This window comes from Streptomyces sp. NPDC039609 (genome assembly GCF_055596705.1).
Window position 1 is genome coordinate 11,540 of record NZ_JBVIUJ010000022.1, and the last position, 26,252, is coordinate 37,791.

23 protein-coding genes are annotated in these 26,252 nt (G+C 72.0%); 6 read left to right on the plus strand and 17 right to left on the minus strand.

What is annotated here, in order from left to right; genetic code table 11:
• Window positions 1-12: 12 nt before the first annotated feature.
• The 5 genes from ACZ561_RS38570 to ACZ561_RS38590 all read right to left on the minus strand — a co-directional run bounded on the left by ACZ561_RS38570 (window position 13) and on the right by ACZ561_RS38590 (window position 3,800).
• A complete protein-coding gene (locus tag ACZ561_RS38570; RefSeq protein WP_471004580.1) occupies window positions 13-1,161 on the minus strand; it encodes a hypothetical protein in 1,149 nt (382 codons plus the stop codon).
• Window positions 1,158-2,036 carry a COG1470 family protein gene (locus ACZ561_RS38575; RefSeq protein ID WP_471004582.1) on the minus strand — a complete coding sequence of 293 codons (879 nt, stop codon included), beginning with the start codon at window positions 2,034-2,036 and terminating at the stop codon, window positions 1,158-1,160. Before ACZ561_RS38575 ends, ACZ561_RS38570 begins: the two co-directional genes overlap by 4 nt.
• The gene (locus ACZ561_RS38580; RefSeq protein WP_471004584.1) at window positions 2,036-2,704 is read right to left on the minus strand and encodes a peptidase; all 669 of its coding nucleotides are present in this window, start codon (window positions 2,702-2,704) and stop codon (window positions 2,036-2,038) included. The genes ACZ561_RS38575 and ACZ561_RS38580 overlap by 1 nt, the downstream gene beginning before the upstream one ends.
• Before the next feature lie 143 nt (window positions 2,705-2,847).
• The gene (locus ACZ561_RS38585) at window positions 2,848-3,321 is read right to left on the minus strand and encodes an ATP-binding protein (RefSeq protein ID WP_376445285.1); all 474 of its coding nucleotides are present in this window, start codon (window positions 3,319-3,321) and stop codon (window positions 2,848-2,850) included.
• A gap of 110 nt (window positions 3,322-3,431) precedes the next feature.
• Window positions 3,432-3,800 carry an STAS domain-containing protein gene (locus tag ACZ561_RS38590; RefSeq protein WP_329119816.1) on the minus strand — a complete coding sequence of 123 codons (369 nt, stop codon included), beginning with the start codon at window positions 3,798-3,800 and terminating at the stop codon, window positions 3,432-3,434.
• A 211-nt stretch (window positions 3,801-4,011) separates the two neighbouring features.
• Between ACZ561_RS38590 and ACZ561_RS38595 the strand changes: the two genes are divergently transcribed.
• The 3 genes from ACZ561_RS38595 to ACZ561_RS38605 all read left to right on the plus strand — a co-directional run bounded on the left by ACZ561_RS38595 (window position 4,012) and on the right by ACZ561_RS38605 (window position 8,325).
• The gene (locus ACZ561_RS38595; protein ID WP_471004586.1) at window positions 4,012-4,929 is read left to right on the plus strand and encodes an RNA polymerase sigma factor SigF; all 918 of its coding nucleotides are present in this window, start codon (window positions 4,012-4,014) and stop codon (window positions 4,927-4,929) included.
• Between the two features lie 122 nt (window positions 4,930-5,051).
• Entirely contained in the window at window positions 5,052-6,275 is a 1,224-nt protein-coding gene (locus ACZ561_RS38600) for a DegT/DnrJ/EryC1/StrS family aminotransferase (RefSeq protein ID WP_471004588.1), read from the plus strand.
• Entirely contained in the window at window positions 6,268-8,325 is a 2,058-nt protein-coding gene (locus ACZ561_RS38605) for a lipopolysaccharide biosynthesis protein (protein ID WP_471004590.1), read from the plus strand. Before ACZ561_RS38600 ends, ACZ561_RS38605 begins: the two co-directional genes overlap by 8 nt.
• Window positions 8,326-8,376: 51 nt before the next feature.
• Here the strand turns inward: ACZ561_RS38605 and ACZ561_RS38610 are convergent, their stop codons facing one another.
• The 7 genes from ACZ561_RS38610 to ACZ561_RS38640 form a co-directional block, all read right to left on the minus strand.
• Complete coding sequence (locus ACZ561_RS38610) at window positions 8,377-9,804, minus strand: PQQ-binding-like beta-propeller repeat protein (RefSeq protein WP_471004592.1); 1,428 nt, start codon at window positions 9,802-9,804, stop codon at window positions 8,377-8,379.
• Between the two features lie 87 nt (window positions 9,805-9,891).
• Window positions 9,892-10,953, minus strand: a complete 1,062-nt coding sequence (locus ACZ561_RS38615) for a glycoside hydrolase family 26 protein (protein WP_471004594.1) — start codon at window positions 10,951-10,953, stop codon at window positions 9,892-9,894.
• A complete protein-coding gene (locus tag ACZ561_RS38620; protein WP_471004596.1) occupies window positions 10,950-11,366 on the minus strand; it encodes a hypothetical protein in 417 nt (138 codons plus the stop codon). Before ACZ561_RS38620 ends, ACZ561_RS38615 begins: the two co-directional genes overlap by 4 nt.
• 30 nt (window positions 11,367-11,396) lie before the next feature.
• Window positions 11,397-13,280: a hypothetical protein gene (locus ACZ561_RS38625; protein WP_471004598.1), complete on the minus strand. Its 1,884-nt coding sequence runs from the start codon at window positions 13,278-13,280 to the stop codon at window positions 11,397-11,399.
• A gap of 117 nt (window positions 13,281-13,397) precedes the next feature.
• Window positions 13,398-14,204, minus strand: a complete 807-nt coding sequence (locus ACZ561_RS38630) for a polysaccharide deacetylase family protein (protein WP_471004600.1) — start codon at window positions 14,202-14,204, stop codon at window positions 13,398-13,400.
• The gene (locus ACZ561_RS38635; protein WP_471004602.1) at window positions 14,201-15,475 is read right to left on the minus strand and encodes a glycosyltransferase; all 1,275 of its coding nucleotides are present in this window, start codon (window positions 15,473-15,475) and stop codon (window positions 14,201-14,203) included. Before ACZ561_RS38635 ends, ACZ561_RS38630 begins: the two co-directional genes overlap by 4 nt.
• A 70-nt stretch (window positions 15,476-15,545) precedes the next feature.
• Window positions 15,546-16,649, minus strand: coding sequence for a GNAT family N-acetyltransferase (locus ACZ561_RS38640; protein ID WP_471004604.1), 1,104 nt, complete (start codon window positions 16,647-16,649; stop codon window positions 15,546-15,548).
• Between the two features lie 272 nt (window positions 16,650-16,921).
• On the opposite strand from ACZ561_RS38640, the gene ACZ561_RS38645 reads away from it, so the two are divergent.
• Window positions 16,922-17,569 carry a phosphotransferase gene (locus tag ACZ561_RS38645; protein WP_471004606.1) on the plus strand — a complete coding sequence of 216 codons (648 nt, stop codon included), beginning with the start codon at window positions 16,922-16,924 and terminating at the stop codon, window positions 17,567-17,569.
• Here ACZ561_RS38645 and ACZ561_RS38650 read toward each other — a convergent pair.
• Window positions 17,550-18,578, minus strand: coding sequence for a S66 family peptidase (locus ACZ561_RS38650; RefSeq protein ID WP_471004608.1), 1,029 nt, complete (start codon window positions 18,576-18,578; stop codon window positions 17,550-17,552). The two genes, ACZ561_RS38645 and ACZ561_RS38650, sit on opposite strands and share 20 nt — an antisense overlap.
• A 487-nt stretch (window positions 18,579-19,065) precedes the next feature.
• Here ACZ561_RS38650 and ACZ561_RS38655 point away from each other — a divergent pair, with 487 nt between their 5' ends.
• Both ACZ561_RS38655 and ACZ561_RS38660 read left to right on the plus strand, forming a co-directional pair.
• On the plus strand, window positions 19,066-19,650 hold the full coding sequence (locus ACZ561_RS38655; RefSeq protein WP_471004610.1) for an HD domain-containing protein: 585 nt from the start codon (window positions 19,066-19,068) through the stop codon (window positions 19,648-19,650).
• A 293-nt stretch (window positions 19,651-19,943) separates the two neighbouring features.
• A complete protein-coding gene (locus ACZ561_RS38660; RefSeq protein ID WP_471004612.1) occupies window positions 19,944-20,723 on the plus strand; it encodes a helix-turn-helix domain-containing protein in 780 nt (259 codons plus the stop codon).
• Between the two features lie 28 nt (window positions 20,724-20,751).
• Here ACZ561_RS38660 and hutI read toward each other — a convergent pair whose 3' ends face one another.
• Genes hutI through hutU form a run of 4 tightly spaced genes read right to left on the minus strand, consistent with a single transcriptional unit; the run spans window position 20,752 to window position 26,232 of the window.
• Window positions 20,752-21,999: an imidazolonepropionase gene (hutI, locus tag ACZ561_RS38665; RefSeq protein ID WP_471004614.1), complete on the minus strand. Its 1,248-nt coding sequence runs from the start codon at window positions 21,997-21,999 to the stop codon at window positions 20,752-20,754.
• Window positions 22,000-22,025: 26 nt separating this feature from the next.
• A complete protein-coding gene (locus ACZ561_RS38670; RefSeq protein WP_471004616.1) occupies window positions 22,026-23,369 on the minus strand; it encodes a formimidoylglutamate deiminase in 1,344 nt (447 codons plus the stop codon).
• On the minus strand, window positions 23,360-24,550 hold the full coding sequence (locus tag ACZ561_RS38675) for an allantoate amidohydrolase (protein ID WP_471004693.1): 1,191 nt from the start codon (window positions 24,548-24,550) through the stop codon (window positions 23,360-23,362). The genes ACZ561_RS38670 and ACZ561_RS38675 overlap by 10 nt, the downstream gene beginning before the upstream one ends.
• Window positions 24,551-24,567: 17 nt before the next feature.
• Window positions 24,568-26,232: a urocanate hydratase gene (hutU, locus tag ACZ561_RS38680; RefSeq protein WP_471004618.1), complete on the minus strand. Its 1,665-nt coding sequence runs from the start codon at window positions 26,230-26,232 to the stop codon at window positions 24,568-24,570.
• Between the last annotated feature and the right edge of the window lie 20 nt (window positions 26,233-26,252).

Below are 26,252 nucleotides of genomic sequence, written 5' to 3' on the forward strand. Positions count from 1 at the left end.
TCCGTTGCGTGCTCACTGATGTCCCTTCGTCGTCGGGCTGATCTCTGACGGTGCGGACGGTGCGGAGTCCGGGGTGAACCACGGCAGGACCGTGGTCGTGCTGGTGGGTTCGCCCCGCTCGGGGGCGGGGCCGTTTTCGGGTGTACGTACAAGGGCGCGGCGCCGGCGGTGCCCGGCGCGGGACCCGGCGGCGCCGCCCGGCCGGACGCGGTCCACGACCGCCATGCCGATCCGGAAGAGCGCGGCCGGGACGACCACGGCGAGCAGCAGCCAGAACAGCGACACGCCCCAGGGCCTGCCGACCCCCCACGGCTGGTCGACCAGGACCTTGCCGGCGTACTTCACCGACACCTCGTAGTCGCCGTGCGCGCCCGCCGACAGCTCGACGGGCAGCTTGATCTGGGCCTTTCTGCCGGGCTCGATCGTGCCGCGCCACTGCCGTTCCTCGTACTGCGGCGAGAAGACGCCATGGGCGGTGCCGACCTGGAAGACCGGGTCCTTGACGGGTGCCTGGCCGAGGTTGCCGACGGTGAAGACGATCTCGCGCCGGGCGGGTGCGCCGAACCAGACCAGGACCCCGCTGGAGCCTTCGAGGCGTACGGAGGCGAGGACGGCGAGCCTGCCGTCGCCGGTGGCCTCGGGCAGCGGGGCCGTCGGATGGCCGGCGACGGTGAAGGCGACGTCCACGACGTCCTGTTGACCGGTGACCCCGGCCACGTGCACGACGCACGGGCAGGGCTTGGGCGGCTCGGCCACCGGCATCTTCTGGCTGAAGGCGCCCTTGGCGTCGACGGTGGCGGCCCGGCCGAGGGTGTTGGCGCAGGAGTTGGTGCCACCGATGACACCCTTGCCGGGTGCGGACTGCCCGCACATCAGCAGCATGAGCAGCGCGCCCGGCTTCCAGCCGGTGCCGCTCACGGTGATCTCGCCGCCCTTGCCGCCCTCGGTCTGCGACAGGGCGACGGTGGGCCCGGGCGCGGCGGACGCCCGGGCGGCGGGCAGCAGAGCGAGCGCGAGCGTGGCGAGGACCAGCCCCACGACCGCCACCGCCCGAGGACGCACGCCGCGACCGGGGCCGAACGCGGCGCGCGCACGCGCCACCCCGGCCTCCGCCGCGAACAGAGCGCTCCCGTCCAGCCGCTCCGCACCGCTCGTACTCATCGGTCCGCTCCTGCCGTCGCGTCCACCAACTGGGGTTCCTCCACGGGGAATCCGGGACCTGCCGTGGTCCGGCCGACCCGGTCTGCCCGGCCGGCCCGGTCGCGGCGTCTTCGGGCCGCGAGGGCGGCCGCGCCGGCCGCCGCGAGCAGGGCGCACGCTCCGCCGGCGATCGCGCCCCCGGAGACGAAGACCCGCTCGGCACGGGCTGTCGCCGCCGGGGCACCCGGGGCGGTGGCTCGCACATGGAGCGTGATCGAGTCGAACGCGGGCGGGTCGGGCCAGGGTTCGCTGCGGGTGATGCGTTCGCCGGGGCCGAGGGTGAGCGGAAGGGCCCTGGAGGGGCGGTCGAGGACGGTGCCGTAGAGGCCGTCGGCGCGGAGGGAAAGGCTCGGGGCGAGCACCGTGTTGCCGCGGTTGACGAGGGTGTAGCGCACGGTGCCCGCGCCGTCGAGGCGTACGTTCTCGACGGTGAGCGCGGCCAGGCTCGGCCCGCCGACCCGCAGATGCACCGGCACCCGCACCTCGCGCCCGCCCGCCTCCGCGCTCACCGTTCCCCGGTGCTCGCCGGGGGTGGTGTCGGCCGTGACGGTGACGGCGAACGGCACGTCCGCCCGGGTCCGCGCCGGTACGGTCACCGTCCGCGCGGCGAAGGCGAGCGGGGTGCCCTGCCCGCTCAGCCGTACCGTGAGCGGCTTCGGGCCCGGGTTGGTCACGGAGAGGGTGTCCTCCAGGACGCTGCCGGCCGTGCCCTCCAGATAGACGTACGGCCGCCCTTCGGCCGCGCCCGCCGTCCATCCCGGCGGCGCGGGCGCCGCCGCCACCGCCCCGAGCAGCGCGGCGGCCGCGGTCGCCGTACCGGCCCACGCCCCCCGCATCAGCGTGCCGTGCGCCGCGTGAGCCAGAGCACGCCGGCCGCACCGGTCAGCAGCACCGTGCCGCCCAGGGTGGCGAGCGCCGTCGCGGAGTCGAGCGGCCCGGTCTTCGGCAGCTCGCCGCCGTTCGTGGACTGCGTCTCCCCGGAAGAGCCGCCGCCGGCTGCCGTCACATCGAGCTCGAGCGACGGCGCGGGGTTGTTCTTCGGGGTGCAGACCGCCGCGTCCATGCCGAGGGCGTGGACGGTGAGCACCCCTGCGGTGAAGGTGACCTTGCCGCTCTTCTTCGGCGTGTACGTGCCCGTCAACTGCCCGATCTTGATGGGGGTGTTGGGCGGGATGGCCGCCGTGTTCGGCGTGCCCTTGACCTTGATCGTGCCCGAGTCCGCGCCGCCGAGCTTCAGCTCGGCGCGCGGCGTCATCACACCCTTGGGCAGTTCGATGGGGCTGTCGGAGACGCCCTTCTCGAAGGACATGGTGATCGTGTAGCCGCTGCCGCTCTTGACGGCCTTGATGTCGACGGGCGAGACCGCGCCCTTGGGCCCGATCTTCGTCTCGCAGGCGTAGTTCACGTCGACGACGGCGGCCTGCGCGGCGGGGGCGGAGGCCAGCACCGCCGAGCCCGCCGCCGCCGCTGCCAGCGCGAAAGCTGTTCTCCTCCGGTACGGCACCTCAAGCACCCCTCACCGCGAAGTTACTGACGGCTTATCAGATTGGGCGTCAAGGTACGCCTGGGGCGTTGTAGAGGGAAGACAAAGGGAGGACCGAAGTGCGCGCCCGTCACCGGGCGCGCCACGGGCGTCGTACGGACGCACTAGGCGGGAGCCGCCAGTTCGGCCCAGACCGTCTTTCCGGGGGAGCCGGGCCGGCGCTCGATCCCCCAGTCCAGGCAGAGCCGCTGAACGATGAACATGCCGTGCCCGCCGGGCCGCCCGGCCCGGTGCGGGGTGCGTGGCGCGGGCTGCCCCGCGCCACGGTCGGCGACCTCGAGCCGCAGCACCTTGGCCCGCCTCAGCACGCGCAGCACCTCGGGGCCCTCGGCGTGCAGACAGGCGTTGGTGACCAGCTCGGAGACGACCAGCAGGACGTCCTCGGCGGCGGCCCTGGCGTCGGCGGTGGCGGCCGGCAGCCAGCCCCAGTCGTAGAGCGCCGTCCTCGTGAAATCGCGGGCGAGCGGAACGGTGCCGCTGGTGGCGCCGAGCGCGAGCGTACGCACGTCGAGATCGACGGCGCCCACGACGGGGTCCACCGACTCCTCGATCTCCCTGCCACCGGCAGCAGTGTCCATCAGCGCTTCACCTCACCGATTCAACCGACTCAACGGAATCAACCGATTCACCAGACAACGGACGAAACCGGGGCTCTCCTGCCCGGTCTTTTCCTGACGACACCCGTCGCTCAGTCGGACAGTGCCGCCGCGAGCGAGTCGTGCACGGTGAAGACGACGTCCGCACCGGTGATCTCGAAGACCCGGGCCACCACCGGCCGCATCCCCGCCAGATGGACCCCACCCCCTGCGGCGTCGGCCTTCAGCCGTGCTCCGAGGAGCACGTTGAGTCCGGTGGAGTCGCAGAAGTCGAGGCGCGAGCAGTCGACGACGAGCCGTGACCGGCCGGCGTCGAGCGCGTGGTCGAGTGGCGTACGCAACACGTCGGCCGTGTGGTGATCGAGCTCACCCACCGGGGTGAGGATCTCGGTCGCCCCCACGGTGCGGACCTCGACCCGCAGCCTCCCCGGCTGCGCGCTGCCGATGTTCTGGCGGTCCATGCCCGTGCCTCTTCTCGCTCTCGCGGATGCCGGTTGACGTGCCACGAACCATACAAGCGACGCGCCAAGGCTTGCACATGAACTCCACCACAAAGTGGAGCAAACCCGACAATTGACACTTGCAACCATGCGTGTCGAGCAGGTAGGCCTAGTAAGGCACATTCGAAACGGCCGGCTATGGAGGCGCCGCAAACCGCAGCAGGAAGAAACGATGGAGGAGACCATGTCACCCCGGCTCGACGCCCCGCGTACCCCCGACGCGCCGTCGGCAGATACAACTCCGCCCCCCACCCTCAGCCTTCCCCAGCAGCCCCACGGAGACCTGACCGAGGACCTTCCCGAGATCGGGCCCTTCGACCGGGTCGACCCGATCGACGCCCGGGCGCTCTCGAAGACGCTGTTCGCCCGGCTCGACGCCCTCGAAGAAGGCACGCACGAATACGCGTACGTCCGCAACACCCTGGTCGAGCTCAACCTCGCCCTGGTCAAGTTCGCCGCCTCCCGGTTCCGCTCCCGCAGCGAGCCGATGGAGGACATCATCCAGGTCGGCACGATCGGTCTCATCAAGGCCATCGACCGCTTCGAACTGGCCCGCGGCGTCGAGTTCCCCACCTTCGCGATGCCGACGATCGTCGGCGAGATCAAGCGCTTCTTCCGCGACACGTCGTGGTCGGTGCGCGTACCGCGCAGGCTTCAGGAGCTCCGCCTCGACCTCGCCAAGGCGGGTGACGAGCTGTCCCAGCGGCTCGACCGCGCGCCGACCGTCGGCGAACTCGCCGAGGAGCTCGACCTGAGCCGCGACGAGGTCGTCGAGGGCATGGCCGCCAGCAACGCGTACACCGCGAGTTCGCTGGACGCCCAGCCCGACGAGGACGACGGCGAGGGCGCGCTCGCCGACCGGATCGGCTACGAGGACCACGGCATCGAGGGCATCGAGTACGTGGAGTCCCTCAAGCCGATGATCGCCTCGCTGCCACCCCGCGACCGGCGCATCCTCTCCCTCCGCTTCGTCGCCGGCATGACCCAGTCGGAGATCGGCGAGGAGCTGGGCATCTCCCAGATGCACGTCTCCCGGCTGCTCTCCCGGACGCTGGGCAGGCTGCGCAAGGGGCTGACCCTGGAGGAGTGACCTTCACGCTCCCCGAAATGACGTGTGGAAAGGGCCCGTTCTTCACCGGACGGGCCCTTCCGCGTTATTGACGGACCACCCGGAATGGGACACATTGAGCCCGGGGTTCAGGGGGGAATCGCATGGTTTCTGCGTACGCGGAACTGGAAGAGCGGATGCGTGGCAGGCTCGGGGGCAGAGAGTGTCTCCATGTGCCGTCGTGCCGCTTCGGTCTCTATCTGGCGTTGCGTCACTGGTGCAGACCCGGCGGACGCGTGCTGATGTCCCCGGTCAACGACGACGTCATCTTCTTCGTGGTTCTCGCCGCCGGACTGCGTCCCGTCCAGGCGCCGCTCGACCCGCGCGACGGCTCGATCGACACGGCGGCCGTGCCCGATTCCGTATGGCGCGGACTCTCCGCCGTCCTGACCACCAATCTGTACGGGAATCCCGACCCGGCGCCCGAACTTCGGGCCCGTTGCGACGCCTTGGGAATCCCTCTCCTGGAGGACGCCGCCCACGCCATCGGCTCCGGGGTCGGCGGCAGACCGGTCGGCACCTGGGGCGAGGCGTCCGTGTTCAGCCTCTCCAAGCACACCGGCGCCAAGACCGGAGGCTTCCTCGCCCTCGCGGACCCCGCCCTGCGGGCAGAACTGGCCGCAGCGCGCGACGAGTTGCTGCACCCATCGCGTACGACCGCCGAACTCGCCTATCTCGTACGGCCGTACGCCGAGGCGACCGTACGCGGACTGCGCCTGGTCAGGGCGGCGCACGCCACGCTCCGGCTGCTCGGGCAGCAGGAGCGCGAGGAGATCCGGATGCCGCTGCGGGCCGGCGAGCTGAAGCAGGCCCTCGCCGCCGCGCCCGGGCTCGCGCCCTTCCACTCCTGGGTCCGCGTCGACATGCACGACTACCGCCTCGGTCCGGGGCCCGGCCGGCTGCGCCGCACCGGACGGCTCCTGGCCCGCCTCGACGCCACCCTCGCCACGCACCGGGCCGGCACGGAGCGGCTCCTCGCGAGCGAGTGGGGCGCGGGCACGGACCCGGGCACGGTCCAGCCGCTCTTCCGGGTGCCCCTGCTCGTCGAGGACCGGGACGCGGCCATCGCCGCCCTCGCCCGCCGCCGGATCGTCACCGGCTACCTCTACGACCCGCCGCTGGACACCTACGCGGGCGAGCTGTTCACCGACCCCTCCCCCGCCCCGGAGCCGGCGGCCTGGTTCGCCCGCCACGCCCTTCCGGTGGACCCGCGGCGGGCGGGCGAGGTGATCGAGGTGCTGCGCGCGGCGGGCGTCCGGCCGATCCGCCCCCCGGCCGGCCTCGCCGGACCGGACGACGCGCCGTCGCGGCGCGGCGACCGTGGCTGAGGCGGTCCGGCTGCACAAGCCGGAGGAGGGGGAGCGGGACCGAGAGCCGTCGGAGACCGACCCGCCCGAGACCGGCTCCGGTGGGGACTCCATGTTCCGCAACGCGTACGCCCTCATGCTGTCCACCGGCGTCTCGGCGGCGCTCGGGCTCGGCTTCTGGCTGGTCGCCGCCCGCTACTACACCGAGGAGGCCGTCGGGCAGGGCTCCGCCGCCATCGCCGCGCAGCGGCTGCTCGCCTCGATCACCGCGACCACGATGATCGGCGCCGTCGTCCGCTACGTGCCCCGGGCCGGCCGGACCACCGGCCTCCTGGTCCGCCGCATCTATCTGGTCAGCTCGGTCGTCGTCGCGCTGGCCTGCGGGGTCTTCCTGCTGACCATCGACTGGTGGGGCCCCTCGTACGCACCGCTCGGCACGCTCTCCGCCGGGCTCTTCTTCACCGCGTCCTGCGTCGGCTGGGCGCTGCTGACCCTCCAGGACGGGGTCCTCACCGGGCTCAGGCGCGCCTTCTGGGTGCCCGTGGGCAACGCCGGCTTCTCCATCGGCAAGCTGCTGCTGCTCGCCGCCTTCGCCACCACCATGCCGGTCCTCGGCGTCTTCGTCTCCTGGTCGGCGGCGATCGCCCTCTCCGTCGTCCCGCTCGGCTGGCTCGTCTTCAGCCGGCTCATCCCCCGGCAGGCCCGCGCCGACCGCGACCGCGAACCGCCCGCCATGCGCGAGATCGGCCGCTTCATGGCCGGGGACTCCGTCGGCGCGCTGTTCAGCCTCGCCATGATCAACCTGCTGCCGGTGATGGTCGCCGTCCGCTTCGACGCCGCCCACAACGCCTTCTTCTACACCGCGTACACCGTCGGCGGCACGATGGAGTTCATGGCCATCAACATGGCCTCCTCCCTCACCGCGCACGCCTCGCACAGCCCCGAGTCCCTCGCCGAGGGCGTCCGCGGCGCGCTGCGGCGCATGGCGCTGCTGCTCGTCCCCGTCGTGCTCGTGCTGGTCGTCTTCGCCCCGCAGATCCTCTCCCCGTTCGGCGCGGACTACGCCGACCACGGGACGATGGTGCTGCGGCTGCTCGCCGCCGCCGCGCTCCCCCGCGTCGCCGTCGAGCTGTACATCGGCGTGCTGCGCGTCCAGGGGCGTACGGGCGCGCTCGCCGTCCTCCAGGGCGCGATGTGCGTCCTCGTCCTGGGCAGCGCGGCGCTGCTCCTCGGCCCCGTCGGGATCTCCGGCGCCGGACTCGCCATGCTCGGTTCGATGACCCTGATGGCGGCGGCCTCCGCGCCCGGTCTGCGATCCGCGCTGAAGGGCGGGCGCAAGGAGGTCGAGTACGGCACGAACTGGGCCCGTCGCGCCGCCGAGCGGAGCGGTTACGAGGCGGAGTGGACGCGTGGGGGCGCGGCGGCGGACACGGTGACGCCCGCCTTCGGGCTGCCGGTGTACGTACCGCGTCCGGAGCCCGAGCCGGAGCGCGCGGCGGACCCTGGGGCCGCGGGGGACGACGGGCCCGCGACCTGGCTGTGGCTGCTCCTCGGCCTTGCCACCGGCCTCTTCTGGATCCCGCTCGCCGGTGCGGGCAGCCTGGGCCTGGACCACCTGTCCGGTACGCGGCTGATCACCGCGCTGCCCCCGGTCACCCTCACGGCGGGCATCCTGCTGATCGTGCTGCACGTGGCCGTGGTGTCGCTGCGCCGGATCCGTCCGCTGCTCGCCGCGACGATCCTGTTCGCCACCTTCCTCGCCCTGCACACCGCGCCGCCGCTGCTCGGCATCCATCCGGACGCGGCGGCGGGCCCGGGTACGGGCCTGGTCCCGGATCCCGCACTTCCGGTGCTGCCGATCGCGGCCCAGGGGCTGTGCCTGTTGCTGGTGGCGGTCCTGCTGCGGGTCCTCGGCGCCGGTGGGCGGATCACCCTCTGCGTGGTCTGGGTACTGGTCTGGACGGGCTGGGCGGCCCAGCACGCCTTCGCGGCGGCCCCGCTGCCCGTTCTGCTGGGGCTGTGCGGGGCCACCATGGCAGCGGTCGCGGTGCGCGGGCTCAGGCGCCGCTGACCGCGAGCGCCGCACCGCCCCGGAGCCGACCGGGCTCCGGGGCGGCAGGGATCACTGGCCGGCGGTGGGGAACACGAAGAAGCCGGCGTCGGTGCTGACGTAGCCGTAGCCGGACTGCTTGGAGAACAGCGGGACGTTGTCCGACGGCAGGTCCTTCACGAGGACGTTCTTCGTACGGGCGTCGACCGCGAGCACGGTGTCGTCGCTCTCCTCCGTCGTGCCGTACAGCACACCGCCGTTCGGGGAGAGGCGCAGCGGCGTCAGCAGCTTCTCGCCCTCCTTCTGCACCCAGACCTCCTTGCCGTCCGCGACCTGCCACACGGCGGTGCCCTTCTCGGTGGCGGCCGCGGCGAGCTGGTGGTCGGCGGAGAAGACCGACGAACCCTCCGTGTTGATCGTGTCGCCGGGGAAGTCCTCGTAGGCGTACCTCGTGGAGCCGCCGATCTGCTTGCCGCTCGCCAGGTCGTACGTCGCCGTGACCCACGTGTCGGTCAGGAAGGCACCCGCACCCCACGCGGTGAGGATCCGGCCGTCGCGGACGTCGAGGACGCGGATGCTGCCGCTGGTACGCACGCCCTTGTCGTCGAGCTCCACGCCCTTGGGCGGGGTGACGTCATCGCTGCTCCAGACCTTCGCTCCGGTGGCGAGGTCGGACATGACGAGCTCTTCCGGATCCGTCTCGTACGTGGATCCGTTGTTCACGTGGAAGGTGTACTTGCCGGTGATCAGTGGGGCGTGGCCCGAGCCGCCGTCGATGTCCTTGTTGCGGGGGTCGAACGAGCAGCTCGCCTCGAGCCCGCCGCAGGTGAGCTTGCGGGGCTGCCCGCCGCCGATCGGGGTGAGCTGCAGCGTCGCCTGGTCCGCCTGCTCGATCAGGTGGCCCTCGTGGATGTGGAAGGGGGTGTCGCCCTTGTGCTCGGCCTTGCCCAGCTCGGTGCCGTCGCTTCCGTAGACGGTGATCGTGGTGGTGGTGCCCTCCGCGCTCAGCCCGTCGGACTCCGTCGTGCTGGTGGTGCGGACCTCGAACGCCGGCACGCCGTCGCGCCAGGTCGTGGCGGCGACACGGTCGGCCGTCACCTTGAGGGTCTTCCGCACGGCTCCGGTCTTCACATCGCGGAACTCCAGGTCGACGGGGCCCGGTTGATCGGTGGAGTGGAGGAGGCCCGTCGTGCCGTCGAGCGGGTCGTCCTTGTAGCCCCCGCCCGCCGCGTACTCGCCCGCGCCGGTCTTGACGAAGAGGAAGGCGTCTCCGAGGTCGATGGCGTCGGCACGCGGCAGGCTCCACGCCTGCTTGCCGGCGAGGCCGGGTATCGCGGGGCCGCTGTAGACCGGACCTTCGGCCTTCGGGGCATCCTTCGGTGTCCCCGAGGCGCCCTTCTCCGGGGCCTTGCCGGCTTCCGGACCGTCGGAGGAGCCGCAGCCCGCGACGAGCCCGAGCGACAGGAAGAGACCTGCGGCCATCACTGTGTACTTGTTCATGTCCCCGTTGCTTTCCGCCTGTTACGCATCACTGGGGTGACTCGACGGATCGAACCGCGTGATCACCAGGCAGAAGCATAGGCTCCGCTACTGGCGTGGAACGCGCTGCCCGAAGTACGGATCCGAGCCCGCCGCCTTGTATCCCTCGAGCGCGGGGCCGGAGTTGACGGTCAGATCGCAGTTCGGCCCCGGTACGGCACGGTTCCAGTGGACGTACGCCCGGACCTTCGGCAGCTTCGGGGCCACCTCGGGGATCTCCTTGTACCAGTCGCGCTGACGCTCCGGCCGACGCGGATCGGGTGCGGTCGCGAACTCCGACAGCATGACGGGCTTGTTCGCGGAGACGTTCTCGCGGAGCCACTCGTAGCTCGGCCGCTGACTGGCTTCGAAGTCCAGCCAGTTGGGCGACTTGTGGCACTGGTAGTAGTTGTACTGGTCCATGCCGATCCAGTCGACGTACGCGTCTCCCGGGTAGAGCGCCTTCATCTGCTCCTTGTGGCCGAGATAGCCGGAGACGGTCCACACCCACACCACGTTGCGCACCCCCAGCTTCTCGAAGCGGTCGCGCAGATGGCGGTAGGCGGCGACGTACTCGGCCGGGGTCCCGGCGCCCTCCTTGATCCGGAAGTCGGTCTCCTGGTCGAAGGAGAAGAAGACCCGCTTGCCGTACGCCTTGATGCGCCGCGCCTGCGGGTCGATGATCGACTCGTCGTACATTCCGGAGGCGATGTTCTTCCAACCGAGCTGGTTCTCGCTCCAGTTGGCGTGGTGCTTCTCCTTCCAGACCGTGGACTCCCAGGCCAGCATCAGCAGCCGCTCGCGGCCCAGCTCCTGCTCGTCGGGGGTGAGGAGTTCGCCGTCGACCGGGTTCCCGGACATGTCGTGGTACGTGTAGACGAGGTCGAGCTTGCGCCCGATCTTCTTCTCGAAGGCGTACACCGGCCGGGTGAGCGAGCTGTCGCCGTCGTACGGGATGTAGGCGCCCCACCAGGCTCCGCAGGGCAGGACGAGGTCGGCGTCGGGGGCGCAGCGGTCGTCGCCGTCGGCGTTGGTGGCCCAGACGCCTATCCCGGCGGCGAGCGCGGCGACGGCGGCGAGGGCGATCGCGGTGTGGGCCCGTCGCTGCGGCTCGGCATGGCGTGCGCTCATCGCCCGCCACCGGGCTTTCGTTTGGCCCGGGCGCGGCTGCTCTCGCGCTCGGCGGCACCCCGCGTGGCGGCGGGCAGCGGGACGCCCGGCAGGACGGCGACGACGGTCACGAAGACGGCGAGGGCGACCAGGAACGCGGTGGTGGAAAAGGCCTCCACCAGGAACAGCGAGGTCGCGGCGAGCGTGGCGAGCGAGAGGCTGACGGGTGCGGCGAGCGCCAGCGCCTCGAGTCGGGCCCCCGGCCGCAGTCCGCCCGGCTGCGGGTGGAGCAGCGCGAGACCGGGCGCGAGGGCCACGAAGGCGAGGACGGGGATCCAGCGCAGCGGGGAGCCGCCCGGCAGCGCGGTCGCACCGAGCGCGAGCCAGCCGGAGGCCGCCAGGGCCACTCTGAGCTGGAGGTGGGCGTGGGCCATGGCGTACTCCAGGTGCTCGGGTGCGGTCGGTCAGGACGCGGTGGACGGCGGCCGGTACTCCAGGACGAGTCCGTGCTCGCTCTCCTCCACCACGCGGAAGAGCGGGGAGCGCTTGAGGTCCTCGCGGAGGGTCCGGAAGCTGCCGGGCGGCAGATAGCCCTCGCCGATGACGGCCTTCTCCTGGGTCGGGGTGAGGACGACGAACGCGGGACGGCCCTCGGGGATGCCCCGGGCGAGATAGCCGGCCGGGTCCTTCAGCATCTTCAGGTTCTCCGGCACTTCCTGCTCGGTGAAGAACCAGCGCTCGTAGTGGTCGTAGCGGTAGTAGGCGCCGGGGAAGGAGCCGGTGGTGGCGAGGATCAGCGCACCGTCCGGCGCCCGGTCGTAGGCCCGTCGGGTGAGGGCGAGTTCGGCCGGCGGGGCGTAGTGCATCCCCTCCTTGCCGTAGTAGGAGGGCAGGAAGCCGGCCAGTAGCGCGGTGACGGCGAGTGGCAGCGCGACGGCGGCGGTACGGCGTGCCCACACGGCTTTCCCGCCGACGGCGCCCGCCGCGGGGACGAGGGCGGCCGCGGCGAAGAACGCGGTGCCGGGCAGCCCGAAGAGATAGACGCGGAAGAGCATTTCGCCGCCGTAGTCGTTGACGGCGAACATGGGTACGGGAGCGGCGGCGGCGAGCAGCAGCGGCAGGGCGCTGCGGACGAGTCTGCGGCGCAGCAGAACGGCCGTGCCGGCGAGTGCGGCGAGCGCGAGCACCATCAGGATGTTGGCGGTGCCGACCAGCTCGGGGCCGGGCCCGGTGGGTTCCCCCGCGTATCCGGCACGGGAGTTGGAGAGCAGGTCGCCGGCCGAGTCCTTGAGGGTGCTCATGGTCTCCAGGAAGAGCACCCGTCCCATGGTGAGGTCCCAGGCCAGCATGATGAGGCCGGTGACGACGAGCAGTCCGATGTTCCGGTAGCGGCGGGTGAGGCAGAGCGCGAACAGGGTGGCGCACAGCATCACCGGTGTGAGCTGGTGCGAGGCGTTGATGGTCGCGATGAGCGGGGCGATGATCAGGACGCAGATCGCGCGCTGCTTGAGCGTCGTGGGCGGCGGCACGGCGGCCGCGGCCGGGTCGAGCGTGGTGCGGTCGCGCAGCCGTCCCGCCGAGCCGGGCCGGACGAAGTGCCGGACGACGACCGCGAAGACGGTCAGATAGAGCAGGTACGAGAAGCCCTGCGGGGAGAGGTAGTCCTGGCCGACCCAGTTGGCCAGCTGGAAGATCCATACCCCGGTCCACACCAGCCGCCAGTCGTCACTGAAGGTGCGGTAGATCAGCAGCAGGACGGGGAGGGTGAGTAGGCCGAGGGCGATCGGCGCCCAGTTGATGAACGAGGCCGCCGAGTCCACGCCGAAGGCCCGTACGAGCGCCGCGTCGAGCGAGAAGAACCCGGGCCACTGGTCGTACGCGGACATGCCGCCGGACAGCTCCCGCTGCGGATACACCGTGCCCTCGACGAGCAGCCGGCTGATCACGGCGTCGTGCTTGGACGCCCAGGCGTAACGCACGGAGTCGTAGAGGACCGCCGGCGGCGCCTTGAGGGCCGCGAGCATGGCGACGCTGTACGTGGCCGGCCACCACGGCGCGGTCCCGGCCCGCCGGAGCGTGACCAGGAAGCCGCAGGTCAGGACGGCGAGGGAGGCGTAGTACGCGAGCGGGAACCGGTCGAGGAGCCCGTAGTCGGCGATGTCGCGGAAACCGATCCGGGGCAGTGCGTACAGCCAGAGCGCCGCGGCCACGACCAGCGGCAGCACGCTGAAGACGGTCTGCGGGCTCGGGAGGGAGCGCGAACGGACCGGCGCCGTCTCGGGCGGCCGGGCGTCGGGAGGCGACGGCGCACTGCTTCCAGCGGCCGGTGCGGACACACGTTGCTGCACGGTGACACTCCCCCCACGAACCCCACGAACTGTCCCCTTCAGCGAAGTATAGGAACGGACTTCGCCTTTGTACGCGTATTCAACTCCCTTGCCCCATAAGGGAGTTGACGATCACCATCAGCCCGCGAACTCCGGCCCCCTGAGCAGCGCGCGGGCCCTGCGGTACATCCGCCAGCCGACCGTCGGCAGCGAGTCCGGATACGGCGCCGCCTTGGCTCCGCGCCCCTCCATCCAGTTCTCGATGTCGGCGACGGAGTGGCCGCGGCGCAGGATCAGCCGGGCGATCCGGTACCGCTCGTCGGACTCCGAGCTGAGGGCATGCCGGACGGCGACGGCCGAGACGTATCCGGCGGCGACGGCGGCCCGGCGCACGGCCGGGCTGTTGTAGCCATGCGGGTAGGCCAGGTGGCGGACCTCGTGCCCGAGCACGTCCTCCAGGACGGCCTTCGACTCGCGCAGCTCGCGCCTGAGGTCCCCCGGCCCCAGGGTGTCGAGCTGCGGGTGGGTGACCGTGTGGCCGCCGACCTCCATCCCGTACTGCTCGAGGCGCGGCGCCTGGCCCAGCGTCATCATGGGCGCGGGCGGCAGCAGGCACGCCCGGCCCGGGGTGATCGCCCCGGTGGTCAGATACGCGGTGGCGGGCAGTTCGCGCGCGGCGAGCGCCTCGGCGGTCGGCCCCGGCAGATCGGCGAAGCCGTCGTCGAAGGTGAGGACGACGGGACGGGGCGGCAGCGGGGCGCGGCGGGCGAAGTGGTCGGCGAGGGTGCCGACGGTGACGGGGGTCCGTCCGCTGTCGACGATCGCATCGAGCTGGGCCCCGAACTCCTTGGGTGTCACCGTGAATTCGGCGATCCAGGCGGGCGGGTCGTCCATGACCGCGTGGTACAGCAGAACGGGGATCCGGGTGTGGGCGGGCGCGCTCATCTCGCGCCTCGCATCCGGAGACGGGCCTTGGCGTAGCCGATGGGTCCGTAGATCATTCCGCGTCGCTCCAGTCGGGAGAGGCTGCGAGGCCAGGGGTGGGCGGGAACGCCGTGCTCGCCGGGGACGGTGTGCTCCCCGGGGGCGCCGTGGGCGTCGGCGGCTTCCCGGTGGGCGGTCATGTTCTTCGCGTAGACGAGCCCGCGGGGCAGCCGGGCGAGGAGCGCGGGCAGCAGCGACGGCCTGCGTACGAGGGTGGCGGTGAGGTACGCGGTGAGGCCGGCGCCGTAGCCGTACGCCTGGTTCCGCAGGTCCTGCCAGGTCTCGCGGTGGTGGTGCCACACCAGGGCCTCGGCGGTGTAGCGGAGCCGGAACCCGGCGGAGAGGACGGCGACGAAGGCGTACAGGTCGTCCCCACCGCGGGCGGCCGTGCCGGTGCCGGTGGCCGGGTCGAAGCCGCCGACGGCCTCGAGCGCCCGCGCCCGGAAGGCCATGTTGGCGCCGGATCCGAAGCTGCCCGCGGTGAACGGGAAGAGCGGTTCGTCGGCGGGCGGGCGCAGCGGGTCGTACAGCCGGGGCGCGAAGCCCTTGGCGAAGCCGCCGTGGGATTCGAGGAGGATCTGGGCCGGGGTCCGCAGCCGGGCGGGCAGGATGAGGCCGGTGACGCAGCCGAGCCGGGGGTCGGCCGCGAAGGGCGCGGTGAGGGCGGTCAGCCAGTGCGGATCGGCGACGACGTCGTCGTCGGTGAAGGCGACGATCTCCCCGCGGGCGTGGGCCAGGCCGGTGTTGTGGGCGACCGCGAGTCCGGGGGTGTCCTCGCGGACGTACCGGACGCGGTCGGCGTACTTCCGGGTGACGAGCTCCTCCGTCTCCCGCGTGGTGGGCGCGTTGTCGACGACGAGGAGCTCGTGGTCGGGGTGGTCCTGGTCGAGCAGGGAGTCGAGGGCGCGGGCGAGCTGGTCGGCGCGCTCGCGGGTGGCGACGACGACGGTGGCGCGCGGCGGTACGGCTTCGGGCGCTTCGGGCTCTGTCCTCTCGTCGTCCGGGCGGGCGAGCCCGGGCCGGGCGAGCGCCGCCAGCACCTCGGCGGCGTCTGCGCCTTCGGGGACGTGCCCGAGCACGGTGGCGGCGGGCCGGCCGCGGAGCCGTACGAGCGCGTAGACGTCACCGGCGACGGCGGGCGGTCCACCAGGAGCGGGCCGGAAGGAGAGGACGGGTCCGTCGGGCGAGTCGAGATCGAGGTCGACGACGGAGAGGGCCTGCGTGCGGTTCATTCGGGTTCCCCCGGCGGAGGTGAGGGCGGACGGCTCGGTGGATCGGCGTGGCTGCGCGGCGGGCCGCCGGTCATCCACCGGGCCGCAGGCGGGCGAGCCGGTTGAGGGTGCGGCGGCCGCGCGCGGCGAGCGCCGGCCGGTTCCGTACGAAGCTGTGGGCGCGGCGGGACGGCTCGCGGGACAGCCAGTAGAGCCCGGCGCGCACCCCCGTGCGGACCACCGACCCTTCGTACACGGTCAGTTCACCGGTCTTCAGGGCGTCCTTGTACTCGGCCGCGCCCCGGCCGAGGTCGAGCATCCCGATCCCGGCCGCCGCGGCGGCCTCCGCCATCCGCAGATGAAGGATCAGCCCGGGCGAGTACTTGGCGAACTCGGGGTCGTACGCGGGGAACCAGCAGGACAGGACGGTCGGCGAGCGCAGCCCGAAGTGGGCGGCGACCGGCCGCTCACCGGCGTACAGCACGGACAGGACGCCGGAGCAGCCGGGCGTGCGCAGCTCGTGCAGCCGCCGGACCAGGGTGTTGATCCACTCCTTGGCGAAGCGGTCGCGACGACCGGTCCTGCGGTACTGGGCGGACTTCCACTCCATAAGGGTGCGCAGGGCGTCCGGGTCGCGCTCGTCGAAGACGAACCGGGTGGCGCCCGCCTGCCGTCCGAGCCTGCGCTCCTTGGCGAGCGTGGTCTTGAGGAACTTCGGCGACTGGGCGCGCAACACGGCCTCGTACGCGGCGTAGCCCTCGCCGACGTCGATGACGGGCGAGGCGAAGGCCTCGGCGGCGGCCCCCTCGAACGTCGGCTGCGCGGCCTCCAGGTTGTCGAACTCCCAGGCGGAGAGCCGGCAGACGCGCAGCAGTGCGCGGGCCGACGGCCTCAGACCGGGCCGGAGGACGGCACCCTGACAGTCGGAGACCCCGAGCCCGATGGCCCGGCCGTGCCCGAACGGCCCCTTCTCGTAGGGGAAGAAGCCGACGGGCTCGCCGTCCTCCCGCCACACGGCCACCCGCGCCCGGGGCCGCACGGCGGCGACGGCCCGGGTGAACTCCGGCCCCATGAAGGGATTGTCGGGCGCCCCGGTCTTCCCGCGCAGCTCACGCCAGGCGTCGGTCTCGCGCGCGGTCAGTTCCCCCGGTTTCACGATCTTCAGGCTGGTGGCGGCCTGCGTACGCGATTGCATGCGGCCGGCCTGCGTGCGGACAGCACTTTTACGGACAGCGCTCAACTCTCCGACCCCCCGGTCTTCCCCCCTGAGTCCTGCCGGTACAGGACGGTACCGGTCGAAAACCCTCCGGGACAGGGCTACTCGGCCTTTCTGTGACCGATCCGTGAAGGAGTGTGCAGGAGGGTAATTGGTGGTGATCAAGAGACCAATGGGACATGTCAGCCGAGGAGTTGAAAGGCCTTCGGGGACGGACTCCGCATCATCCGGGCGACGCTAGGGTGCGGGGCATGGTGATAGGTACGGGACGGTCGGCGGACGTGTTCGCGCTGGACGACGAGTGGGTGCTGCGCCGCTACCGGGACGGCGAGGACGCGGCCCACGAGGCCGCGACCATGGAGCACCTGGCCGGTCACGGCTATCCGGTGCCGCGGGTCCGCTCCGTATCGGGCCCGGAGCTCGTCATGCGACGGCTGACCGGCCCTTCCCTGCTGGATGCCCTGCTCGCGGGCACGGTCACCCCCGAGTCGGCCGCGACGATCCTGGCCGAGCTGCTGCACCGCCTGCACACCGTCCCGTCCCCGGCGTCGGCCCCGCTGCTCCACCTCGACCTGCACCCGGGCAACGTGATGCTGACGCCCGAGGGGCCGTTCGTGATCGACTGGCGCACGGCGGAGGCGGGCGATCCGGCGCTGGACTGGGCGATGTCGGCCCTGATCCTGGCGGAGGTCGCGGTGACGCCGGTCCCGTACGCCGACGGCGCGCGAGCCGGGCTGGCCACCCTGCTGTCCCTCGCGGACACGGCCGAGCCCCTCCCGTTGGCGAAGGCCCGGGAACGCCGGGCGCTGGACCCGCACCTGGACGGGGCCGAGCGCGCCCGCCTGGGCGAGGCGGTGGCACTGGTGGCGGCGCTGGAGGTCAGTCCAGCGTCTGGATGACCTCGCTGCGCGTGGAGGTGTGCACGACACGGGCCCGCGCCCCGTTGACGAGGGGCAGGTACGGCGGGACGTGGCCGCACTCGACGTCGGCGACGATCGGCACGTTCAGGGAGCCGAGGGCGTCCATGACCGCTTCGTGCTGGGTGAGCGAGGGGGCGTCGGGCGCGGAGGTCCGGCCGACGAGAACGGCGTTGGCGCGGTCGAAGAATCCGGCGAGCCGCAGGCCGTGCAGGTTCCGGCAGATGGTGAGCGCTTCGTCGCCGCACGCCTCGACGTACACGATGAGCCCTTCCGGGGCGTGCTCCCGCGCGAAGGCCGACACGTCGAGATACGGCGAACCGGCGGCGTTGCACACGGTCTCGATGCAGCCCCCGATCAGACGCCCTTCGACATCCACGTCACCGCTGCCGTCCAGGCGGGTCCACCTGCCGGGCGTGTCGAGAGTGAACTCACTTGTCTCGGGGTGGTGTTGCCAGTCGTCCCAGCCCGCAGCCCGGTGCCGGCCCGGCGGGGTCTGGGTGAACGGCCGCCCCTGCGGCGCGGAGGCGATGTCGAGCCACGAGAGCAGCCCCTCGGGCGCCCGGTACGGGGTGTCCATGAGGTTGTTGCCGTGCAGGGTCGCCACCCCGGTGAGGAGGGTCAGCGGTGTCAGGAGGGTCGACATGTCCGAGTACCCGACGAGCCAGGTCGGCTCGGCGTCTCGCAGCCGATGCCAGTCGAGCAGAGGCAGCAGATCGATCGCGGTCTCCCCACCCCACGGCGGAACGACGGCCCTGATGTCGGGATCGGTCAACATCTCCATCAACTCGGCGGCCCGCCGCGCAGCAGGCGCACTGACATGCCCGGCACCGTCCATACAGGCCCCGACGACGACCTCGTATCCACGCGCTTCGACAGACCGGATCGCCACGTCCAGGCGCTTGCTCAGCTCCTTCGAGACTCCACTCGAAGGGGAGGTGACACCGATACGGTCACCGGGACGGAGGGGGCGCGGGTATCGAACAGCCATGCGCAGGATTCTGGCACCTCACGGCGGCGGAGCGACATCGAGTTCTGATGCTCCGCCACCCCGGACTTCAGCTGTGCGCCCGGCGGTCGCGCTCACGAGCCTCGCGGGAATCCTGCAGCCACTGGAGGGTGTCCAAGACGTCGAAGGGTCCGTCGGACCTGACAACCGGTCTCACAGGCCCGGCCACGGGATCGGTGTCACCGGACGTCGTCGCGCAGTACCCGCCGGCAGTGGCGACGCGACGGCGCATGACCGCTCTGTGGCCCGCCGCACGGTTCAGCCGGTCGAAGTCGTCGACAAGACAGACGACCACCCCCGGAGTGGCCGCCATTGCACGGCACAGTGCGCTGAACCGGGGCCGCGCATCGGCTGCGTGACCAGCTCCCGATGATGTTGGATGACACCGAGCCGTCGACGCGAGCGCGTCGGGAGCTCGAAGGCATCCGGTACGCAATCCGCCTCGCGGAGGCGTGAGAGGAGACGGACGGTGGCTGAAGACGACCTGTCCGCGGTGGCGCACTTCCTGTACGAGGCGGGGACGCTCAAGAACGCCCGCCGCACCGGATGGTGGATGGCCGGGGTCCGTGACCCGGAGAGCGTGGCGGAGCACTCCTGGCGTACGGCACTCATCGCCTCGGTCATCGCGAAGCTCGAAGGCGCGGATCCTGCGCGCGCCGCGTTCCTGGCGGTGTGGCACGACACGCAGGAGACACGGACCGGAGACGTGAACTACCTCGGCAAGAAGTACTCGACGGCCGCCGACCCCCGCGAGGTCACGGCCGACCAGACTGCCGGGATGCCCGAGGTCCTTGCCTCCGCGATCCGGGGTCTGGTCGACGAGTACGAGGCCAAGGAGTCGCCCGAGGCGATCTGCGCGCGGGATGCCGACAAGCTGGAGTGTCTGCTGCAGGGCATCGAGTACAAGGCACAGGGCTACGAGAACGCCCAGCGCTGGATCGACAACAGCCGAGGCCGGATCGTCACGAAGACGGCCGGCCGCCTGGCGGACGAGTTGCTGGAGCAGGACGGCCTGGACTGGCTGCGCGCCGTGCTCGGGGAGTCACGGGACTGAGCAGGCTCCCGGGCCACTCCGGGTGGCGGTTTCCACGACCCGGTTCGGGGCGAACCGGCGTTCCACGAAATCCCGTTGAAAGAATGAGGGAAAGAACCACTTCCACCCAAACCCGACAGCTCACCCCTTCGGGTGACTATGTGGCAGAACGACCGGACGGCACGGTACGGTCACGCCAACTTGCATATGCCGCAAAAGATTTCGGCCCCCGGCGGGACTGGCATCCCGGTCGAGGGCCTGATCACTCAGGAAGAAGAGCCTTCCCTATGACTGCGACGCAGTTTAGTACGTCCGTGACCGCGCGCGCTGGAGTGACGCACGTACGTCACCGTCACGACGAGAAGTTCACCGTCGTGGGCAACCATCTCGCCCAGCACAAGGACCTGTCCGCCTGCGCGATCGGCGTCGGCGTGTACATCCAGTCGCTGCCCGACGGCGCCCTCGTCGGCATCAAGATCCTCGCGCTCCGCTTCCGGGAGGGAGAGTCGCGCATCGCCGGGGCGCTGCGGGAGTTGGAGGCCGCCGGGTATCTGAAGCGGCAGGTGGTCCGGGGCCAGGACGCCAAGCTGGCCACGGTCACGACCTGGTACGAGAACCCTCACCCGGTCGACCCGGTCAAGCGTGCCCGGCCTGCTCGCCGTGAGCTCCGACCCGTGCCTGAGCCGGTGCCGGACGGTCCCGAGCTCACCGAGGAGTTGCGGCCCGCTGCCGGCCTGCTCGCAGGCCTACGACAGCGCGAGCCCCGGCTGCTGCTCTCCGAGAACGACGTGCGACGTCTCGCGCCCGACGTCCAGCGGTGGCTGGAGCGTGGCCTCACCCCCGCCGCCGTCACCCGGACCCTCGCCGCCGGGCTCCCCACCGGCACCATCCGCTGGCCCGCCAGACTCGTCGCCCACCGCCTCCGCGAGTGGCTCCCGCCGGAACTGCCTCCTGTGCCGGAGGCCCCGACGATCCTGCCGCTGCGGAACTGCGACCGCTGCGACCGGGCTTTCCGTGGCGCTGACGAGGAGCTCTGCCCCGGCTGCGCCAGGGGACCCGGTTCAGGTCACCCGGCAGCAGCCGTCTTGGAGTAGGGCGTGCGCCCGCCGGGGCCGGGCGCGATCAGACCACACGTACCCCGCGGCGCCAGACCTCGGTCACCAAGGGGACGCCCGGGCGGTAGGCCAGGTGGACGTGGGACGGGGCGTTCAGGATCGTCAGGTCGGCGGTGGCGCCCGGGGAGAGGCGGCCGATGTCCGTGCGGCGGAGGGCCGCCGCGCCGCCGGCCGTGGCCGACCAGACCGCTTCGTCCGGGGTCATTCCCATGTCCCGCACCGCGAGCGCGATGCAGAACGGTACGGACGAGGTGAAGGACGAGCCCGGGTTGCAGTCCGTCGACAGCGCCACCGTCGCGCCCGCGTCCAGGAGGCGGCGGGCGTTCGGCCACTCGGCGCGGGTGGAGAACTCCGCGCCCGGGAGGAGCGTCGCGACGGTGCTGCCCGAAGCCAGGGCGTCCACGTCCGCGTCCGTCAGGTGGGTGCAGTGGTCGGCGCTCGCCGCGTCCAGCTCCACCGCGAGCTGGACACCGGGGCCGTACGAGAGCTGGTTCGCGTGCACGCGCGGGTGCAGGCCCTTCGCCATGCCGGCGGTGAGGATCGCCCGCGCCTGGTCCCCGTCGAACGCGCCCTTCTCGCAGAAGACGTCGACCCACCGCGCGTACGGTGCGCAGGCGTCGAGCATCTCACCGGTCACCAGGGCCACGTAGGCGGCCGGGTCGTCGGCGTAGTCCGGGGAGACGATGTGGGCGCCCAGGTAGGTGACCTCGTCCGTGTGCGCGGCCGCGATGCGCAGCGCGCGGGCCTCGTCCTCGACCGTGAGGCCGTAGCCCGACTTGGTCTCGAAGGTCGTCGTGCCCTGGGTGAGGGCCTCACGCAGGTAGCGGGCGACGTTCGCCGACAGGGCCTCGTCGGAGGCCGCCCGCGTCGCCGCCACCGTCGTGCGGATGCCGCCCGCCGCGTACGCCTGGCCGGACATCCGCGCGTTGAACTCCGCCGTGCGGTCGCCCGCGAAGACGAGGTGCGAGTGGGAGTCCACGAAGCCGGGGATCACCGCCCGTCCACCGGCGTCGACCCGGTTGTCAGTGGCCGGTGCTTTGCTGGATTCACCGACCCAGACCACGCGGTCGCCGTCCACGACGACGGCCGCGTCCTGGATCAGGCCGAGAGGGGTTCCATCACCGAGAGAGGGGTCGTTGGTGACCAGACTGGCGATGTTGACGATGGCGGTGGCCGCCGTCGCCACGGCGCTGTTCGCACTCGTGGGCGCGGAGCTCGCCGCCGTGTTGTTCGTCGCCGCGGGGCCCGTGTTCATGGTGAGAGGTGTCTCCTTCAGGCGCTTCAGCCGCGCAGTGCGGCGATCGATTCGGCGAGGGCACGGGGCACGTCCGGCACGGTCTGGTGGACCCCGTCCCGTACGACATGGCGGCCGCCCACGATCGTGTGCCGCACATCCGCGGCCGACGCTGCGAATACCGCCGTCTCGGCTGCCAGACGCGGCACCGGTCCCGCTGTCCTGACCGAGTCCAGGGCGATCGTCGTGAAGTCGGCGAGCGCGCCCGGCTCCAGGGTGCCCGCCTCGTCCCATCCGAGCGACGCGTGACCGTCGGCGGTCGCGGCCCGCAGCAGGGCCGCCGCCGTCCAGTGGCCGCGCGTGCGGGAGCGGAGGCGCTCGTTCAGCTCCATCGCCCGGGCCTCCTCCAGGAGGTCGATCACGGCGTGGCTGTCGCTGCCCAGCGAGAGCGGGGAGCCCGCTTGCTGGAGGGCGACGGCCGGGCCGATGCCGTCCGCGAGGTCGCGTTCGGTGGTCGGGCACATGCAGGTGCCGGTCGTGGACGAGCCGATGAGCGCGATGTCCGCGTCCGTGAGGTGCGTGTTGTGGACACCGGTCGTCAGCGGGCCGAGCACGCCGTGGTCCGCGAGGAGCTGCGTGGGGGTGCGGCCGTGGGCCGCGAGGCAGGCTTCGTTCTCGGCCGTCTGCTCCGAGAGGTGGACGTGCAGCGGGGCGCCCCGCTCGCGCGCCCAGTCCGCCACGGTCGACAGCTGGTCGGCAGGGACCGCCCGTACGGAGTGGATCGCCGCCCCGATCCGTACGCCGTCCCCGCCCTCGCGCTCCTTGAGCAGCGAGACGCGCTCCGCCCAGGCCTCGGCCGTGCCGTCGGAGAAGCGGAGCTGGTGCTGGTCGGGCGCGGCGCCGAAGCCGGCGGAGAGGTAGGCCGTGTCGAGGAGGGTGATCCGGATGCCGGCCTCGGCGGCGGCCTCGATCAGGGCCTCGCCCATCGCGTTGGGGTCGGCGTAGGGGGTGCCGCCCGGCGCGTGGTGCAGGTAGTGGAACTCACCGACGGCGGTGATCCCGGCGAGCGCCATCTCGGCGTACACCGCCCGTGCGAGGGCGTGGTACGTCTCCGGGGTCAGCCGGGACGCCACCTGGTACATCACCTCGCGCCAGGTCCAGAACGTGCCGGAGCCGACCTGGACGGTGGAGCGCAGGGCGCGGTGGAAAGCGTGCGAGTGGGCGTTGGCGAGGCCGGGGACCGTCAGGCCGCGCAGGACGACGGCGCCGGGCGGCGGGGCGTCGATCCCCGTGCGTACCGCCGTGATCCGGCCGTCCGTCGCCTCGAGGGCCACGCCCGGCTCGACGTTCGTGTCGAGCCAGGCGTGCTCCAGCCAGTACGTCACCTGCACGCGAGACCCTCCAGTACGTCGGCGAGTGCGAGGACCCCGGCGACACAGTCGTCCTCGGCAGCGAATTCGGCCGGGGAGTGCGAGACGCCCGTGGGGTTCCGTACGAACAGCATGGCGGTCGGAATCGATTCGGACAAAATGCCCGCGTCGTGTCCTGCGCCCGTGCCGAGGACCGGCGTCTTCTCGCCGAGGATCCCGGCGAGCTCGTCCCGCAGCGCGTGGGCGAACTCCACGACCGGTGTGAAGGACTCCCGTACGACCGTGAGGTCGATGCCGTGCCGGTCCGCATAGTCGCGGGCTGCGGTCTCGACGCCGGCGACGACGGTGTCCAGGGCGCTCTGGTCGGCGGCGCGCGCGTCGAGCCAGCCGCGGACGAGGGAGGGGATGGCGTTGACGCCGTTCGGCTCGACCGCGATCTTGCCGAAGGTGGCGACGGCGCCCGCGAGTTCGGCCTCGCGACGGGCGGCGAGGACGGTCTCGGCGTAGGTGAGCATCGGGTCGCGACGGTCGACGAGCCGGGTGGTGCCGGCATGGTTGGCCTCGCCGGCGAAGTCGTACCGCCAGCGGCCGTGCGGCCAGATCGCGGAGGCGATACCGACGGAGTCGCCGGTCAGGTCCAGGGCGCGGCCCTGTTCGACGTGGAGCTCGACGAAGGCGCCGATGCGCGCGAGCCGCTCCGGGTCCGGGCCGATGGTCTCGGGGTCGTGACCCGCCGCCTCCATGGCCTGCGGGAGGCTGATGCCGTCGCCGTCGCGGAGCTCGTACGCCTGCTCCTTCGTCAGCCGGCCGGCGGTGAGACGGGAGCCGACGCAGGCGAGTCCGAAGCGGGCGCCCTCCTCGTCACCGAAGTTGGTGATCGCGAGGGGCCGCTTGAACACGACGCCACGGGAGCGCAGTTCGTCGAGCGCGGCGAAGGAGGAGACGACGCCGAGCGGGCCGTCGAAGGCTCCACCGTCCGGTACGGAGTCCAGGTGCGAGCCGGTGACGACCGCGTCCCCGGCCGCCGGGTCGCCGAGCCAGGCCCACTGGTTGCCGTTGCGGTCGACCTCGTAGTTCAGCCTGCGGGCCTCGGCCTGCATCTGGAACCAGAGCCGGCAGTCGGCGTCGGCGGCGGTCCAGGCGTAGCGGCGGTAGCCGCCGGAGGCGGCGCTGCGGCCGATGGGCCGCAGCGACCGCCACATGGCGTGGAAACTCGCACTCACGCGGAGTCACCCTCGCGCATCGGGACGCGTACGCCCTTCTCGTCGGCGACCCGCTCCGCGATGTCGTAGCCCGCGTCGACGTGGCGGATGACGCCCATGCCCGGGTCGTTCGTCAGGACGCGGCGGATCTTCTCGCCCGCGAGAGCCGTGCCGTCCGCGACCGAGACCTGGCCCGCGTGGATGGAGCGGCCCATGCCGACGCCACCGCCGTGGTGGATGGAGACCCAGGACGCGCCGGAGGCGACGTTGACCATGGCGTTCAGGAGGGGCCAGTCGGCGATCGCGTCGGAGCCGTCGAGCATGGCCTCGGTCTCGCGGTACGGGGAGGCCACCGAGCCGCAGTCGAGGTGGTCGCGGCCGATCGCGAGGGGCGCGGCGAGGGTGCCGTTGCCGACCATGTCGTTGAACATGTCGCCCGCCTTGTCGCGCTCGCCCTGGCCGAGCCAGCAGATGCGGGCGGGCAGGCCCTGGAAGTGGACGCGCTCGCCGGCCATCTTGATCCAGCGGTGGAGGGACTCGTTCTCCGGGAAGAGCTCCAGGATCGCCTTGTCCGTCTTGTGGATGTCCGAGGCCTCGCCGGAGAGGGCGGCCCAGCGGAACGGGCCCTTGCCCTCGCAGAACAGCGGGCGGATGTACGCCGGTACGAAGCCGGGGAAGGCGAACGCGCGGTCGTAGCCGGCCAGCTGGGCCTCGCCGCGGATGGAGTTGCCGTAGTCGAAGACCTCGGCGCCGGCGTCCATGAAGCCGACCATGGCCTCGACGTGCTTGGCCATCGACTCGCGGGCGCGGGTCGTGAAGCCGGCCGGGTCCTTGGCCGCGTACGTCGCCATGTCGTCGAAGTCGACGCCCACCGGCAGATACGAGAGCGGGTCGTGGGCCGAGGTCTGGTCGGTCACGATGTCGATCGGGGCGCCCTCGGCGAGCATCTGCGGCAGCAGCTCCGCCGCGTTGCCGAGCAGGCCGATGGAGAGCGGCCGACGGGCGTCACGGGCCTCGGTCGCGAGCGCCAGGGCGTGGGCGAGGTTGTCCGCCTTCACGTCGAGGTAGCGGTGCTCGATGCGGCGCTCGATGGCGCGCGGGTCGACGTCGATGCAGATCGCGACGCCGTCGTTCATCGTCACGGCGAGCGGCTGGGCGCCGCCCATGCCTCCGAGGCCGGCGGTCAGGGTGATCGTGCCGGCCAGGGTGCCGTCGAACTTCTTCGCGGCGACGGCGGCGAAGGTCTCGTAGGTGCCCTGGAGGATGCCCTGGGTGCCGATGTAGATCCACGAGCCGGCCGTCATCTGGCCGTACATGGTCAGGCCCAGCTGCTCCAGGCGCCGGAACTCCTCCCAGTTCGCCCAGTCGCCGACCAGGTTGGAGTTGGCGATGAGAACACGCGGGGCCCACTCGTGGGTCTGCATGACGCCGACCGGGCGGCCGGACTGGACGAGCATCGTCTCGTCCTGCTTGAGGGTGCGCAGCGTGCGCACCATCGCGTCGAAGGAGCGCCAGTCGCGCGCGGCCTTGCCGGTGCCGCCGTAGACGACGAGCTTGTCGGGGTGTTCGGCGACCTCGGGGTCCAGGTTGTTCTGCAGCATCCGGAGGGCGGCCTCCTGCTGCCATCCCAGGGCGCTCAGTTCCGTACCGCGCGGGGCCCGTACGGGGCGGGGTCCTGACATGGGGAAGCCTCCTCCGATGT

Bases quoted from the DNA above. Each gene is read 5' to 3' on its own strand.
- ACZ561_RS38570 (WP_471004580.1), bottom strand. From the start codon at position 1,161: ATGAGTACGAGCGGTGCGGAGCGGCTGGACGGGAGCGCTCTGTTCGCG.
- ACZ561_RS38575 (WP_471004582.1), bottom strand. From the start codon at position 2,036: ATGCGGGGGGCGTGGGCCGGTACGGCGACCGCGGCCGCCGCGCTGCTC.
- ACZ561_RS38585 (WP_376445285.1), bottom strand. From the start codon at position 3,321: ATGGACACTGCTGCCGGTGGCAGGGAGATCGAGGAGTCGGTGGACCCC.
- ACZ561_RS38590 (WP_329119816.1), bottom strand. From the start codon at position 3,800: ATGGACCGCCAGAACATCGGCAGCGCGCAGCCGGGGAGGCTGCGGGTC.
- ACZ561_RS38595 (WP_471004586.1), top strand. From the start codon at position 4,012: ATGGAGGAGACCATGTCACCCCGGCTCGACGCCCCGCGTACCCCCGAC.
- ACZ561_RS38600 (WP_471004588.1), top strand. From the start codon at position 5,052: ATGGTTTCTGCGTACGCGGAACTGGAAGAGCGGATGCGTGGCAGGCTC.
- ACZ561_RS38610 (WP_471004592.1), bottom strand. From the start codon at position 9,804: ATGAACAAGTACACAGTGATGGCCGCAGGTCTCTTCCTGTCGCTCGGG.
- ACZ561_RS38615 (WP_471004594.1), bottom strand. From the start codon at position 10,953: ATGAGCGCACGCCATGCCGAGCCGCAGCGACGGGCCCACACCGCGATC.
- ACZ561_RS38620 (WP_471004596.1), bottom strand. From the start codon at position 11,366: ATGGCCCACGCCCACCTCCAGCTCAGAGTGGCCCTGGCGGCCTCCGGC.
- ACZ561_RS38630 (WP_471004600.1), bottom strand. From the start codon at position 14,204: ATGAGCGCGCCCGCCCACACCCGGATCCCCGTTCTGCTGTACCACGCG.
- ACZ561_RS38635 (WP_471004602.1), bottom strand. From the start codon at position 15,475: ATGAACCGCACGCAGGCCCTCTCCGTCGTCGACCTCGATCTCGACTCG.
- ACZ561_RS38640 (WP_471004604.1), bottom strand. From the start codon at position 16,649: ATGCAATCGCGTACGCAGGCCGCCACCAGCCTGAAGATCGTGAAACCG.
- ACZ561_RS38645 (WP_471004606.1), top strand. From the start codon at position 16,922: ATGGTGATAGGTACGGGACGGTCGGCGGACGTGTTCGCGCTGGACGAC.
- ACZ561_RS38650 (WP_471004608.1), bottom strand. From the start codon at position 18,578: ATGGCTGTTCGATACCCGCGCCCCCTCCGTCCCGGTGACCGTATCGGT.
- hutI (WP_471004614.1), bottom strand. From the start codon at position 21,999: ATGAACACGGGCCCCGCGGCGACGAACAACACGGCGGCGAGCTCCGCG.
- ACZ561_RS38675 (WP_471004693.1), bottom strand. From the start codon at position 24,550: ATGTGGCGGTCGCTGCGGCCCATCGGCCGCAGCGCCGCCTCCGGCGGC.
- hutU (WP_471004618.1), bottom strand. From the start codon at position 26,232: ATGTCAGGACCCCGCCCCGTACGGGCCCCGCGCGGTACGGAACTGAGC.